11 protein-coding genes, 1 other RNA gene and 1 riboswitch are annotated in these 15,270 nt (G+C 49.5%); all 12 genes read right to left on the reverse strand.

Going from position 1 to position 15,270, the window contains the following annotated elements:
- Positions 1 to 33: 33 nt before the first annotated feature.
- The 12 genes from DXD92_RS00445 to acsC all read right to left on the reverse strand — a co-directional run bounded on the left by DXD92_RS00445 (position 34) and on the right by acsC (position 15,257).
- Complete coding sequence (locus DXD92_RS00445) at positions 34 to 1,878, reverse strand: alpha-amylase family protein (RefSeq protein WP_118639891.1); 1,845 nt, start codon at positions 1,876 to 1,878, stop codon at positions 34 to 36.
- Between the two features lie 252 nt (positions 1,879 to 2,130).
- Positions 2,131 to 3,108 (reverse strand): LacI family DNA-binding transcriptional regulator, encoded by a 978-nt coding sequence (locus tag DXD92_RS00455; RefSeq protein ID WP_022461831.1) that lies wholly within the window; start codon positions 3,106 to 3,108, stop codon positions 2,131 to 2,133.
- A gap of 78 nt (positions 3,109 to 3,186) precedes the next feature.
- Positions 3,187 to 4,626 carry a SpoIID/LytB domain-containing protein gene (locus DXD92_RS00460; RefSeq protein ID WP_118639892.1) on the reverse strand — a complete coding sequence of 480 codons (1,440 nt, stop codon included), beginning with the start codon at positions 4,624 to 4,626 and terminating at the stop codon, positions 3,187 to 3,189.
- A gap of 101 nt (positions 4,627 to 4,727) precedes the next feature.
- Positions 4,728 to 4,928, forward strand: a riboswitch (cobalamin riboswitch).
- A 575-nt stretch (positions 4,929 to 5,503) separates the two neighbouring features.
- Positions 5,504 to 6,547, reverse strand: a complete 1,044-nt coding sequence (locus tag DXD92_RS00465; RefSeq protein ID WP_055218365.1) for an aldose epimerase family protein — start codon at positions 6,545 to 6,547, stop codon at positions 5,504 to 5,506.
- Between the two features lie 70 nt (positions 6,548 to 6,617).
- Positions 6,618 to 6,812, reverse strand: a non-coding RNA gene (gene ssrS / locus DXD92_RS00470) — 6S RNA.
- Positions 6,813 to 6,916: 104 nt separating this feature from the next.
- Complete coding sequence (gene spoIVA, locus DXD92_RS00475; protein WP_022461834.1) at positions 6,917 to 8,386, reverse strand: stage IV sporulation protein A; 1,470 nt, start codon at positions 8,384 to 8,386, stop codon at positions 6,917 to 6,919.
- Between the two features lie 171 nt (positions 8,387 to 8,557).
- Positions 8,558 to 9,409, reverse strand: a complete 852-nt coding sequence (locus DXD92_RS00480; RefSeq protein WP_117509041.1) for a bifunctional 5,10-methylenetetrahydrofolate dehydrogenase/5,10-methenyltetrahydrofolate cyclohydrolase — start codon at positions 9,407 to 9,409, stop codon at positions 8,558 to 8,560.
- An 87-nt stretch (positions 9,410 to 9,496) separates the two neighbouring features.
- The gene (locus DXD92_RS00485) at positions 9,497 to 10,129 is read right to left on the reverse strand and encodes a cyclodeaminase/cyclohydrolase family protein (RefSeq protein ID WP_117509042.1); all 633 of its coding nucleotides are present in this window, start codon (positions 10,127 to 10,129) and stop codon (positions 9,497 to 9,499) included.
- A gap of 61 nt (positions 10,130 to 10,190) precedes the next feature.
- Positions 10,191 to 10,862 carry a DUF3786 domain-containing protein gene (locus DXD92_RS00490; RefSeq protein WP_117509043.1) on the reverse strand — a complete coding sequence of 224 codons (672 nt, stop codon included), beginning with the start codon at positions 10,860 to 10,862 and terminating at the stop codon, positions 10,191 to 10,193.
- A 94-nt stretch (positions 10,863 to 10,956) separates the two neighbouring features.
- A complete protein-coding gene (gene acsV, locus DXD92_RS00495; RefSeq protein WP_117509044.1) occupies positions 10,957 to 12,882 on the reverse strand; it encodes a corrinoid activation/regeneration protein AcsV in 1,926 nt (641 codons plus the stop codon).
- A 139-nt stretch (positions 12,883 to 13,021) separates the two neighbouring features.
- On the reverse strand, positions 13,022 to 13,807 hold the full coding sequence (gene acsE, locus DXD92_RS00500; RefSeq protein ID WP_022462424.1) for a carbon monoxide dehydrogenase/acetyl-CoA synthase methytransferase subunit: 786 nt from the start codon (positions 13,805 to 13,807) through the stop codon (positions 13,022 to 13,024).
- Positions 13,808 to 13,901: 94 nt separating this feature from the next.
- Positions 13,902 to 15,257: an acetyl-CoA decarbonylase/synthase complex subunit gamma gene (acsC, locus tag DXD92_RS00505; protein WP_118639893.1), complete on the reverse strand. Its 1,356-nt coding sequence runs from the start codon at positions 15,255 to 15,257 to the stop codon at positions 13,902 to 13,904.
- Between the last annotated feature and the right edge of the window lie 13 nt (positions 15,258 to 15,270).

Raw genomic sequence — 15,270 nt, forward strand, 5'->3', positions numbered from 1 at the left:
GCATATCATACTTTTCTTTCCTTCGCAAGGGATTTAATTCCATTTCCGGTAATACCATGCGTAACCGCGTGCCGGAACCGGAACGCCGCGCAGAACACGTTTCTCGCCGGTAAACAGATCCTTCCAGGTGAACTCACCCATATCGATCCAGGCCGTGCGGTCTTCATTGCTGAAGTTAAAGAGACCCGTTACCATCTCATTGCCGGATTTTCTGCAGACACAGAGAAGCGCCGTATCATACGTTTCCTCGGTCCAGACATCCGCCTCACCCTCAAACGGACGGTATTTGAATTTCAGCTCCTCCATCTTTTTCATCGAAGCAAAAATCTGATTCTGAACCGTTCCTTTTTTCTCCTTCTGGGGCTCCAGATCCCAGCGGAAGTGGCCGCGGTGCAGATAACGGCTGTCGGCTGCGCGGTCAGAATCTTCACTCTCTTTGTAGGAATAATCGTTGACCTGGCCGATCTCATCGCCGCTGTAGATAACCGGAATACCAGACTGGATGAAAAGGTATGCGTTCAGCATCTCAATTCTCTGGATCGCCTGTTCGGTCTTCGCCTCATTCTGCTCAAAGCCTGCCGCCTCAAGTCCACACAGGGAAGCGGTTGTTCCGCAGAGACGCGCATCCTGCAGCACCGGATCGTCGTTATAGAGCTCTCCTCTTGCGTCGCTTCCCTCCACATAACCGCGGAAATAGTCATTCAGATATTTCTTATGCGGTGCCTCGGCGATGCCAAACTGTTTCAGCCATTCGTAATCGAGGCCCCAGCCGATATCATCGTGGCATCTCAGATAGTTCAGGAAGACATAGTCCTTCGGCAGTCTCGTCACAATATCCATCTGATGTTTCAGCAGGCGGGTATCCGCCGTTGCAACCGTGTGCCAGGTGGATGCCATCGTCGTTACGTTGTACAGCATATGGCATTCCGGTTTCTCGAGTGTTCCGAAGTACGGAACAACCTTTTCCGGCTCCATGACAACCTCGCCGAGCAGCAGAACGCCCGGGCAGACGATCTCGGTGATCATACGCATCATGCGGACAATGGTATGTACCTGCGGCAGGTTACGGCAGGTGGTGCCGAGCTGTTTCCAGATGTATGGAACGGCATCAATGCGGACGATATCGATTCCCTGGTTGACGAGATAGAGCATATTGTTTACCATCTCGTTAAAGACAACCGGGTTCGCATAGTTCAGATCCCACTGGTATGGATAGAACGTCGTCATGACAAATTTATGGCAGTCCTCTCTCCAGGTAAAGTTGCCCGGTGCCGTTGTCGGGAATACCTGCGGACAGGTCTTTTCATATTCGGACGGAATATCGTAGTTGTCGAAGAAAAAGTAACGGTCCTGGTACTCTTTTTCACCGGCAAGTGCACGTTTTGCCCATTCATGATCCTCGGAAGTGTGGTTCATAACGAAATCCATACAAAGGCTCATGCTCTGGTCATGGCATTTTTCAGAGAGGGCAGCCAGATCTTCCATCGTTCCAAGGGACGGCTGTACCGTGCGGTAATCGGCAACCGCATAGCCGCCGTCGCTTTTTCCCTTCGGCGTTGCAAGGAACGGCATCAGATGCAGGTAGTTGACGTTGCACTCTTTTAAATAATCCAGTTTTTTCTCAAGGCCGCTGATGTTATCTGCGAATGCGTCGATGTACAGCATCATACCGAGCATTTTCTGGCTCTTGTACCAGTCTTTCTGTTTTTCTCTTTTCCGATCCAGCGCTTTCCATTTTTTATTCCGCTCTTTGTACCACTGCTCCATGGCTGCACAGAGTTCCTCAAAGCGTCCCTGGCCGTTTGGATACAGCTCACAGTAGAGCCATTTCAGCTCGTCGTAGTGTTTTTCGAGTCTTCTCTGATATTCCACTGTCATGTTGTTTATTCTCCTTTATCTTATTCTTTATTTTGTCACATCATTCCGGTAACGGTAATTCTGTGTTACGTTTCTTCTCTTGCAGTATACCGTTGTGTGAATTATATGTCAACCGTTTACATACCATATTTTTCAACAAATTTCCGGCTTCTTCTTTGTCTTTTTTGCTATTTTTCTGTCTATCGTTTACCGCAGGGCAGAAAAAAACTCCGCGGTTTCTTTTTTCCGCAGAGTTTTCTTTTCGTTTTTGTTTCACGCCGAATCGCGCACCACAAGGCTCACCGGCATGGTCGTCACATTCGGCACCATCTCTCCCTTTCTTCTCCGGTCGATATACGCAATGGAAAGCTCCGACATTTCCTCAATCGGCTGATGGATCGTCGTGATGGAAGGCGTGGTAATCCCGGCGATCACAGTGTCATCAAACCCGACAACTTTAATATCCTCCGGCACCCGTTTTCCCATGGCGTAAAGGCGCTGGAGTACCTGTGCGGCAATCAGGTCACTGCTTGCAAAAATGCCGTCCGTCTCCGGGTGCTCCAGAAGGCCCTTTTCAATATAGGATTCATAGTGCATGGAGCCGTAGCTTAAGCGGTCACTCAAAAGAACTTCCCCTTCAATCCCCCGCTCCCGGCAGACGCGCAGGAATCCATCCGCACGCCGGTCCGCCGGCATATCTCTTCCGACGATTCCGCCGAAATGAAGCAGATGGCAGCAGCCGCAGTCCGCAAGATGCGATGCTGCAAGCGCTCCTCCCTGCTCGTTGTCACACTGGATTGTAATGGCCTCCGTATTTTCCTCTCGCTCGAAATTGACGATCGGAATTTTCAGATCATGAAACTTTTCAATCTGCACATCGCGGCTTGCCATCACAACGCCGGTTACACGGTTGGAGATGAACATATCGAGATATTCGGTTTCTTTCTCCGGCTGATCTTTCGAGTTGCAGAGCAGAATCTTGTAGCCCCGCTTTGCCGCCGCGCTCTCGAGTGCACTGATCATTTTACTGAAAAACGGGTGCGAGATGTGCGGAACGATAACCCCGATCGTATTGGAATGCGCTTTTGCCAGGGAACGCGCCAGCTCATTCGGCTGGTAATTCATCTCCTGCATCGCCTGCGTTACTTTTTTTCTTGTCTCTTCACTGATGTATCCGCGGTTGTTGATCACGCGGGAAACCGTCGTCGCCGTAACGCCGGCGCGTGCCGCTATGTCCTTGATTGTCGCCATGTTTCTCTCCTCGTCATTTTCTAACTGTTTTTCACTTTCGCCCATTATAGCACAAAAAATCTGTTTTCGGTGATTTTTTTAAAAAAGGGAACGGCAGTCGCCGATTTCGATGTTCTGGTAAAAATAGCGGAGAATCTCCTCATACGATTTTCCCTGCTCTGCCAGATGTTTCGCACCGTTCTGTGACATGCCGACGCCGTGGCCGTAGCCGCCGCCGTAAAATGTAAAGGAGACAGCCGTTTCCCCTTCTTTTTCCGGAACCACGATAAAGCAGGCACTCGGAAGCAGCTCCATCTCACAGCTTACAGTTCCGTCATTTTTCTGAATCGGCCAGCCTTTCGCCGAGAGGAACTTTCGGATCTGATACTCTCCCTCGATTTCCATGGATCCTTTTTTCCCCTCGATACGGACGGTTTCTGCCGCACCTCCCTCTGACCGCCGCCGCACCTCAATCCCCGTGATCTCCCCGATTTTCTGATCCGCTGCCCGTTCTGACAGCACATCCGCCGGAATCGTCACCTGCCAGCGGTACCAGCCGTCCTCCACTTCCAGACTTGTGCTGTCCCTTTTGGTGATAAACGATGCAAATGCCTCCTCCGTCTCCGGTTCCTGCTTCTCCCCGCCTACCGTCACGCTCTTCAGATATTCTGCCGTCTCCGCCGTATTCCACACTTCATCCGTACTCGTCTTCCCGCAGGAGGTTGAGAAAAAATACGCCTGAATTGGTTCCCCGCCGCAGGTGATGATTTTTCCTTCTGTCTCCGCCACCGCAGCGTCTGTCTCCGGCTGCGCTTCCATATTGTGGTAGACCTGGCTTTCCACGCTGTCGTCTACATCCGCGTGGTAGTTCTCCCACGTTTTTTCACGAATCCTGGCACACGCATACGTTCTCGCACAGACCGCCTGTGCTTTTAATGCCTCCTTTTCGTAGGAGGACGGCATCTCACTCGGCACGACATACCGAAGATACATTTCCAGATCAAGTTCATTTACAACGAGAAGTCCCTCTTCGCTTTTATAGATGACAAAACTTCCCGGATAAACCGTCTCGTCTTCCGGCTTTCCCGTCAGGGAAACCGCCGTTCCCGCCGTCTCATCGGCCGGCACCACATGCACAACTTCCCCGCATTCCTGTTCCGTCACACAGATCGTCTCCTGCGGGGAAGCTATGTATGCGCCGTCGTTCATGGAAAGGCTTGCGTTTCCACGCAGGGACACCTGTTTCTGTGCGTATCCCAGCTTTCCGCAGTCCGTCAGAAGGACACGAATCTGTACCGGTCCGGCTGCCGTTGTTTCTTTTTGTTCTTCCTTTTTACTGTTCAGAAAAGCCGCGTTTTCCTGTTCCATGTTCTGTATCGTCTCCTCCTGCTTTTTGCCTTCCATCGTCTCCGTCCTGCTTTCTGCTGTCGCTGTCTCTTCCGGCGCATCCAGACGGCGCTTCACAACAAACAATAACAGCAACAGGAGAATCCCCACTCCTAACAGTATCAATTCCAATTTATCATTTTTTCTCTTCATATCTCATTCTATGCACACGGCTTTTTGTCCGATTCCTTTTCTTTTTGCGATTTTTCCTTGACAAATACCGCCCTATGGTATATAGTACGGTTGTGTATAAATTTCATATCAACATCCAGAGTGCATCAAAAGAAGATCCGTCTTTTGGTGAGAGAGGGAATTCAGGTGAGATTCCTGGGCGATCCGGTCACTGTAATCAGGGAGTGAAGCATAACAAATCCATTGTATGTCCGCAACATATGAGAAGGAATGTGGAACGATGATCTGTAAGTCAGGAAACCTGCTCTGTATGCATAGGGTTGATGCTTCCGATGAAAGCTTCCATTCAAAGACTATTATGGGATATGGAATGTCTGAAAATTTTCGATTAGATTTTTAGAAACCTTCGAGCGAGATTTATGCATTGCATTAAACGGCCGGGTAAACCGTTTCAGATTCTGGTTTCGCCTGTTCTTAGTCAGGCGCCATCCTCCGCTTAAAGGTGTCTGCTATTCCGCTTGCAGGTTGATTCAGATGGCGAAGCGGTTACCCACCTCTGAAAAGAATATGACATAACTGGTAAGATTCTGTTGGATTCGAAAACAGGGTCTTTTCTTTTTCTGTTTTTTCAGAATTCGTTTTCTGCATATTTTCCCATAAAAAGGCTCCCCGCCTGCGCTCCTGTTTTCACAGGACGCTGCAGGAAGGGAGCTTTTTTATGCTGTTTCTATAGCAAGACCCGAAAATAATGCAAAAAAGGCAGTGCTGCAGAGCGCGAATTGCAAGGAACAGATTTGAAGGCGTACCGAGGTACGACGAAAATCTGTGACGCAGTAATTCATGCTCTGCGGTGCTGAATTTTTTGCATTATTTTCGAGGATTGCTATAAAATAGGATCTTAGAAAATGAATTTGTATACGGTTGTGGTGTCGTAAGTATCGCCTGCCTCGAGGATCGGTTTCTCCTCACCCTCCTGGTTGATGGCATTCGGCACATACTGAGATTCCAGGCAGAAGCCGTTGCGTTTGTCATAGAATACCCCATTCTTTCCGGTAACCGGAGCAATGAAATTTCCGGCGTAGAACTGAACGCATGGCAGATCCGTGAAGGCTTCCATGGTGATGCCGCTCTCTTTGCAGGATGCGACTGCCATCAGCTCAATGCTTCCCTCGACAGCCTTGTCCAGGATAAAGTTGTGGTCGTAGCCGCCGGTCAGTTTGAGCTGTTCGAAATCTGCTTCGATCTCTGCTCCGATTGCTTTCTCGCTGGTGAAATCCATCGGGGTTCCCTGTACCGGTGCATGCTCGCCGGTCGGGATGGATGCAGAATCGATCACCGGGCTGAACTGCTCCGCTTTTAAGACAAGTGTCTGGTTCTCAATAGATCCGGCATCGTGGCCTGCCAGGTTGAAGTAGCTGTGGTTTGTCATGTTGACAACGGTATCCTGATCGCAGCTTCCCTCATAGTGGATTTCTACGGCGTTCTCATCGGTCAGGGTATACGTAACGGACACTTCAAAGTTTCCCGGGAATCCCTGGTCTCCGTCCGGGCTCATCAGAACGAAGGTAACGGCGCTGTCATCCGCCTCTTCTACGTTCCAGAGGCGGTAATCGTATCCGTCCGGGCCGCTGTGCAGGTTGTTGTTGTTCTCATTTTTTGCCAGCTGGTATGTTTTTCCGTGCAGTTCAAATGCTGCTCCCGCGATACGGTTTCCGTTTCTTCCGATGGTGGCTCCAAAATGGCTTCCGTCGGTCTCATAGCCGGTTACGGAGTCAAATCCAAGGACAACGTCTCTCTTCTTTCCATCCTTATCCGGAACGAGAACCGATACCAGATGTGCGCCGTAATCGGTTACACTGATTTCCATTCCGTTTTTATTGGAGAGCGTGTAGAGCAATGCTTCTTTTCCGTCTTTTGTTGTTCCAAAACCCTGTTTTTTCATGTTCCTTCTCCTTTTGGTTGTATGTAACGTATAAAAGAGAACCATTTTCATGATTCTCTTTTTTCTCTTTTGTAACCCCGGAATGCCGTTTCCCATACTTTGACTCCTAGCAACGCAAGCTAGGTGGGTAGCCGCAGTCACCATTTCTGCCTTCCACTGACGTCTGTTTCCAGGGTGGCCTGACATCCACATGACAATAATAAGCCTCCCGTTTAAAGTAAATGTAGGTTCAAAATAATGAGATCATCGAACATTCCAGGAAGTTACATTTTTCTTCTTTTCTTTTCACAATTCGGATTATACGCTATTTTGGTTCGCTTTTCAAGTATTATTGCACAATTACTCAAAAATATTCGAACAGCTTTTGTATTAAATGATAATACACACCATTCCGCCCCGGCTGTCGTTGACAATTTTCTGCATGGAATCCTGGAGTTTTGCCTGGCCATCCTCGGTGATCTGGGCGATTTTGCTGCGGATGCCGTCGTCAACGAGCTGCTCGACGGATTTGCCGAAAATGTTGGTATTCCAGATTCCCTCCGGGCTCTTTGCGCTCTCTTTGATATAGGCGATCAGATCCTCCGCCTGCTGCTCACTTCCGACGATCGGCGCAATCTCCGTCTCGATGTTGGCCTTGATCATATGAATCGACGGGCTCACCGATTTAATTTTCACGCCGTATTTGTTTCCCTGATGGATCACGGCTGGCTCCTCCAGCTGAATCTCCTCCCTCCCCGGAATCACGACGCCGTAGCCGCATCCGCGCACCGCATGAATCGCGTCCTCTACCTTGCGGTACTCTTCCCGCTGTGCCGACAGCTCGCGGATCGTCTGCACCAGATCATACTCGCCTTTGATCTCCACGCCGGCAAGTACACTCAGCATTTCATAATAATACTGCTCTTTCACCTCAATCCGCACCTTCACCGTACCGCTCGCAAGATCCATCGACTGCAGCAGTGTCTGGCTGACATACTGACTGGCAATCGCTGTTTTTCCGCCCACTGCATCCTTCAGGCGCGTCTTTTCCCTGCACATCTCACGGATCTTCTGCAGCAGCTCTGCCTTCAGCGGATGGTCATCGGCAAGAAGCTCCACCCATTTTGGAATATAAAATTCCATCTGCTGAAGCGGGAACTCATACAGCACCTTTTCGAGCATATGCAGAATATCTTCTTTGCGGAGCTGGTCGCAGTTCACCGCCATCGCTGCCACGCCGAATTTTGTTTCAAGCTCCTTTACCTGCCGCTGTGTCTCCTCCCGGTACGGTTTTTTCGCATTCACAAGAATCAGGAAGGGCTTTCCCTGCTTTTTGAGCTCCGCAACGGTCCGTTCCTCCGCCTGCAGAAAATTCTCCCGCGGCAGCTCGCCGAACGATCCGTCGCACGTCACCATAAGACCGATCGTGGAATGTTCTGCGATCACCTTCTTCGTACCGATCTCCGCCGCCTCCCGGAACGGAATCGCCTGCTCGGACCACGGTGTTTTCACCATCCGCTCCTTCTCATTTTCCAGATTTCCCGCCGCGTCCGGCACCAGAAAGCCGACGCAGTCGATCAGTCGCAGCCGGATCGGATCGCCCTCCCCAAGCTGCAGCTCCACGGCGTCTTTCGGCACAAATTTCGGCTCCACCGTTGTGATCGTCTTTCCCTCCCCGCTTAAAGGCAGGGCATCCCGTACCTCCGCCTGTTCCTTTTCCGAAAGATACGGCAGTGCCAGCACCTCCAGGAAACGGCGGATCAGGGTGGACTTTCCCGTCCGTACAGGCCCCACCACTCCGATCAGGAACTGGCCCTTCGTTCGTTTCTGAATATCGCGGTATACTGAATATGCATCCATGCGCTATTGTCCCCCTTTTGATCTTTGTTGCTATGTACTGTTATATTCTATGAGCCGGCCCCCTCTCCTATCACCAAAACTGCACTGCCGCGCACGCAAAAAAGGCACCGCCGCCCTTTTTTCGGACGCACAGTGCCTTTTTTCTGTCACTTTCTTATCTTCAGCCTATGATCAGCTGTTTTTTCTCATGGCAGCCTCTACCACATGGCCGACCAGAACAGATGTGGTAACGGATCCTACGCCGCCTGGAACCGGTGTGATTGCCTCAACGATCGGCTCAGCTTTTGCGTATGCAACGTCTCCGCAGAGTTTTCCTTCTTCGTTTACGTTGATTCCGACATCAATAACGGTCTGGCCTGCACACAGGTAAGTATCATCTACAACACCTGCACGGCCTGCTGCTACGATCACGATATCTGCCTCTTTAACTACAGACGGCATGTCTTTCGTTCTGGTATGGCAGATGGTTACGGTTGCGTTTTTCTTTAACAGCATCATGGCTGCCGGTTTTCCTACAACGAGGCTGCGGCCTACGACAACGGCTTTTTTACCGGTGCAGTCGATGCCGTAGTGGTCGAGGATCTCCATGCAGGCCTGCGGAGTACATGGCGGGAAGCCCTGTTTTGTTCCGGCGAATACGCCTACCATGGAACCGTCTGTGATACCGTCTACGTCCTTCTCCGGGGAGAGTGCTTTGATGACTGCTGCCTCATCGAGATGTTTCGGAAGCGGACGGAAAATCAGAACGCCGTGGATGGAATCGTCTTTGTTTACTTTATCGATGGTAGCCATCAGCTCTTCCTGGGTAACGTCTGCCGGGAGAAGGAATTTCTCGTATGCAACGCCTAAGGTCTCACAGCGTTTGGTTGCTCCTCTTTCGTAGGAAAGGTCATCCTCTCTCTCTCCGACACGGATGATTCCGAGAGTCGGTTTTACTCCTTTTGCTTCCAGCTCTGCTACATTTGCTTTGATCTTCTCATTTAATGCTGCTGTTACTTCTTTTCCTAATAACTGTTTTGCCATTTTTTTATCCTCCGCTTTTCTTTTCGGTCAAAGAGAACTCCTTTTGCAACCCGCTTGCTGCCGGGAAGTTTCTCTGGCCGTTTGTTTTCAGGCTTTCAGTCTTCCCAGTACGTTCCGGAAAATCTCGTCTGCTTTTACGGTATAGACCGCAAGCATTTCATCACATTTTCGATTTAGTTCTTCTGCATATTCCCGGTTTTTCATAGATTTCGTGTTGATATATACATTCAGGGAAGCACCCTCTAAGGCTGCTTTGCAGAATGCTGCGCCAACGCCCGCATCGCTGATTGCGAGTGCGGAACCTTTTGCTGCAAATTCCACGATCAGATCGATCGCTTCACAGCATTTTTCCATGATTTCCATCGGCACGGAGCAGGCGTCCTTCAGCACGATTTCCATAACTCTTGCTTTTTCTGCCTTCTCCTCCTCTGTCTCGCGCGGCATGCCGTATGCTTTGGAGAGCGGTTCGAACACTTCTGCATCGCGCTCGATCAGGTGAAGCAGTTCGTCCTGAAGCGTGGTTGCTTTCGCCATCAGCTCTTTCATTTCCTCTTCGACATCCGCATATTTCTTTTTACCTACTGTCAGCGCACCAACCATGTTGCCAAGCGCTGTGCCGACAGCGCCAACCAGTGCAGAAGCTCCGCCGCCGCCCGGAACCGGTGCTTTGGAACCGAGCACGTCTACAAACTCATTGCAAGGTACTGTTGAAAATCCCATGTTATTTTCCTCCGCTTATTTTTTTCGATCCAGAAGCCATCCTGATGGCCTCAAACCATAACTATTTTGCAGCCAGAGCCTTCAGCATATCAATTGTGACATCTCCCACAACCGCCATATCCTCTCCCTGCGTAAATGCAGCCGGGAAATTGTCCGAAAAGAGGATCTGCGCGGACGGCGGAAACTCATCATCTCCTGCCCATAAAATCAGTCGTACAAAAAGCCCTTTCATAAACTCCAGCTCATATCCGACATCACCGGATGAAATCGCCTGAGCGCCGACACGTTCCATGATCTCACGGAATGCATCCAGCTTTCCGCCAAAGCCAAACGCAAGACGGAACAGGCATCTTCCCTGGAACTGTTTAAAATAAACTTCTCCCCACGGAATCTCCCGGTACGTCAAAAATTTTCCGGTAGACGGAGCAGCTCCGCCCTCTGTCAGATAACGCAATACCAAAATTTTTGCATTCGGTTTTTTCTCGAGTGGATACCAGCCAATTATCGGCGAAACGCTTCCATCATCTCCAATATGAAATACGTTGTACTCCGGCCACGAAATCCGGTAGGAAACACCCATCAGGGAAACGGTAAACTCCTGTTTTTCCGCATCATACGGAACGTCGCACCGGCTGGAAATCTCTCTTGGATCTGCATTCTGATACACTTCCAGATAATGCTCATACGGAATACGCTCTTTGCTGTCTTTTTCGTAATTTAAGTCTACTGCCATGTAAATCCAATTCCTCTCAAAAAGGTTCGCCACAATTCAAAGCAAAACCACATGTGTTTCACCTTGAATCGTAACAGAAAGTTCTGCTTCCGTTTTATGCTTCCACAGACGGGAACATCGTCGTGTCTGTGTGCGGCAGGAAGCACGCCGCTACAAATTCATCCATATAGGTTGGTACCGTAGAGAGTTCCAGATATGTCATGTTCCGGGCAACCTCATACGTTTTCTTCTCTGCTGCTGTCGATAAAAGCATTGAATACGCACCGGTCAGGGAAGAGTTACCAATGTAATGGAATTTTTCCAGCGGAATATCCGGGAACATACCGATGGTAACGGCATTTTTCATGTTGATGCCGCTTCCGATACCGCCCGCTACGTAAACCTCCTCGATCATGGAAACATCCATATCCAGATAGTTCAGCATCGTACGGATCGCTGAGAAAATCGCGCCCTTGGCGCGGATAAAGTTGTCGATATCGACCTCGGTAATCTCAACATCGCGGACACTTCCAGCCTCCTCCTCGAACGCAATGACATAGCTTCCCATGCCATATTTGTCGTGGCGGATCCGTTTTCCCTCACGGATAAATTTACCCTTCGGATTGACCATCTTCGCGCGGAACAGCGCCGCAATCACATCGATGATACCGGAACCGCAAAGGCCGATCGGTTTCGTACCCTCATCTCCGATAACATGGTACGAAGGTTCCATCGTCTCCGGATCAATCGTACATTTTTCAATCGCACCGTCGGTCGCACGCATGCCACAGCTGATATCGCCGCCCTCAAAGGCCGGTCCGGCCGAGCAGGCACAGCTTACCATAAAGTCAGAGTTTCCAAATGCAAGCTCGCCATTGGTACCAAGGTCAATAAAAAGACTCATCTCCGGCCGGTTCCAGATCATGCTGACCAACGCGCCGGCAGTAATATCTCCGCCCACATAGCTTCCGATGTTCGGTGCCAGAATGATATGGGCGTCCGGATGAATCGCAAGATTGACATCCGATGCAAACAGTGAGTTTGTCTTAAAGAAGGCCGGAATATACGGCTCCATCCGAAGCGGATCTGCATTGATGCCCATCATCAGATGCTCCATGGTAGTGTTTCCGGCAATCGCCGCACGGTAAATCTGCTGACTGCTGATTTTCGCTGCACGGCACATGTTGGAGATCATCGGGTTTAAGGTTTCTTTGATGATTGCATTCTGCAGTCTTTCATGGCCTCCCGGTTTCTGGGATTCAATGATACGGTTGATAACATCCGCACCATACCGGATCTGTCCGTTTCCGGAAGAGGCTTTTGCCAGGATTTCTCCGCTCAGCATATCCACGATCAGTGCAGAAACTGTCGTTGTTCCAATGTCGACAACGAGACCGCCGACAACTGCTTTTGCTTCCATTGGAAGCATATCGTATAAAAAGACGTCATTTGGCGTAACCCGGACGACACACTGTGCCTGAAAATGGGATTCCCGAAGGACATCCGGCATTTTTTTCAGTACAGAGTACGGAATCCGTACCCGGTCAAGCCCCGTCGCTGCCTGTACAGCCCAGGTTACTCTCTCGTTATCCGGCATCGTATCATCCAGAGTAGGCTCTTCCATTGAGATTGTAATCACCTGCATGCTGTTTTTCAGCTCCAGACCGGCGTCTGTAATTTTCTTTTTCGTATCTTCAAAAATTGCAATTTCACTCGGTGAACTAAGGTCTGCCACTTTCATGCGGCTCCGGTAAGCGGATGCAATGTCCGGCACTTCCACTTCAACATCGCCTTTGACGGTGCTGACGCACGCCAGTCTCCAGCCATTCTGATATTCTTCCTCAGAAATATGGCGGGTTATTTTGGAATCCAGCTCACCGCTCACAAGACGAACGCGGCATTTACCGCACGATGCGTTTCCGGAACACGGTGCATCGATCGGCACATTGCTCTTCTGCGCTACTTCAAGAAGGCGCTCACCCTCGGTTGCGTAGGTGACTACCGGTTCTCCCTCTTCAAATCGAAAGGTTACTTTTGCCATAATCTGTAAATCCCCCAGTCGTATATATTCTCCGCTGTTTTTTTATTTTTCCGCTTTTAGATAGAAAAACCCCTGATGGTGCCTCAGGTTTTCGCAAACGCTACGGCACCATCAGGGGAAAACCTGCGAGATTTAAAGATTAAAGCTCCAGATAAGAATCTGCGTACAGAGTGTTGCCTTTGAATACGTCACAGGATTTAATGGTCTCCATCAGTCTCAGGTCATTCGGGTTAACGATGGCGCTGGTCAGACCCTGCATCATAGCCATAGCTACAAGTGCGGAATCCATGATCGGACGGATGTTTTTCGGCATACCGTTGGAGTTGTTGGAAAGTCCGCCGGTAGAATTCAGTCCCATATCACTGAACATCTTGATGCACTCAAGAACTTCCATCTGTTTGTCCTGCATTCCTTTTACAACCAGAAACAGCGGGTCAAACCACAGATCGGTCGGCTCCATACCATGCTCCATACCTCTTTCCAGAAGGGTCTGGCAGTACATCATACGCTCGTCGTTGTCTTTTGCAATTCCTTCGCCGTTGCAAAGTGCAATAACGATTGCATCGTTTGCAGCCGCAAGGTCAACGTACTCGATTCTTCCTGCAGCATCTGCAGAGTTTACGATCGGTTTTCCTTTGGAACGGTTGTATACAGAGATACCAGCCTCAATTGCTTTTTTGTTGGATGTATCCAGAGCCAGCGGAACATTGTCAAAATTGCTCTGCAGCAGCTCAACAGCCCATTTCATGATGTCTTCTCCATCATTCTCAGCCGGTCCGATGTTTACATCAAGGTAAACGGCACCAGCATCCAGCTGCTGTTTTGCTCTCTTTAAAATTGGCTCTTCATCTCTTGCTGCGAATGCTTTGTTTACAGTAGGAGCTGTAACGGAAAGTCTTTCGCCGATGGTTACAAATTTTGCCATATCTCTTCTCCTTTTCTTTTGGGAATCCCCCATAATTATTTTTTTCACGGAAGGAACTCCGCTTGTCTGGAGTTCCTCCCGGAATTTTTATGTATTACAGTTCTCCGTTTGCCTGCAGATCTTTCATGAATTTCACAAGCTGAACTGCCTCAAGCGGAGCAACGATTACTTCCCATCCAGGAAGTTTGGACTCAATGTCGCCCTTTAATACGGCTACTTTACCAGGAATGATAACTTTTCTGGATTTTACTTTATCTTCTACATTCTCTTTGAAGAATTTGGAGATAGAGTTACCGGAGAATTTACCTGCTGCCCAGGATGTCAGTACAGAAAGTCCGCCGGCGTCGTTGATTACAAGGTTTACCGGAACTCCGGATCTCTCGAGCTCTCCGGATACCAGGAAATAGGTCAGAGCAAAGTCTACTGTGGTCAGGCAGATCGAATTTTCATCTGCGCCGTTCAGCGGGTAGATGCCCGGCTCTACTTTCATCGGTTTCTGCGGATCGGTAAATACGTTCTGGCGAAGTCCGAATACCGGAAGTGCCTCTGCGTATCCCATTTCCTCAAGAACAATAATGGAACCGTATTTCATGGTGAACAGGGAAAGCAGTGCCTGCTGCATATATCTGTCGCCCTGTGCAATTTTTGCCAGATTTACAATAGACGGATAACCAAAGGTACGGTCTGTATCCTTTAAGGATGCACGTCTTACCTGTACGGTAGTAGCAAAGGTCTCTTTGATGGTCGCTTCTGTGGTATCAAGAACAAGGTTCTTGTTGCCGAGTTTCTCGATTGCTTCTACGGTGTCGTGAAGCTCATCAATGCTTGCGCCACTTACGCCGAGAACAACGCCTGCCTCTGTGGCAAGTTTGCTCATCTCTTCATAATTGGATGCATTTGCACCATTCAGGATCGGTTTGCCTGCTTTGCATACTTCCAGAGCAGCTTTTGCAGCTTCTGCGTCCTCACAGCCAAGTACCAGAACTTTTCCGGTTGCTGCTGCTTTCGTTACAAGAGATACGTATTTGTCTACGCCATTTCCGGCATAGTTTACATACAGCATCTCTGCGCACATACGCTCACCGATACGGTCGTAATCAACTTTTTTGTCTTCTTCCAGTTTTGCGTCGATCTCTTCGTCAGACATGCAGCTGCAGAGAGATACTGCATAACGGGTTTTGCTTACAAATGTTTTCTCATGACGATAGAGAACCGTCTCTCCGCCAAGGGTGTACTCACTGTCGCCGGTTCCGACTTTGATGGTCTTCATTGGCGGTGCGGTAGCTTCGGAAAGCTGTGCCATAGCGTCGTCAGACATATATGGGCACGCTGAAATATCCATAGCGCCCTGTGCAACCTTCATGGAGAATGCCATACAGGTCGGACATCCGCACTCTTTACAGTTTTTCTTTGGGGTCATTTTAAAAATCTGAATACCTGATAATGCCATAATTCTTTATCCT

Source organism: Blautia sp. TM10-2, assembly GCF_003480845.1.
Taxonomy (GTDB): Bacteria; Bacillota; Clostridia; order Lachnospirales; family Lachnospiraceae; genus Fusicatenibacter; species Fusicatenibacter saccharivorans.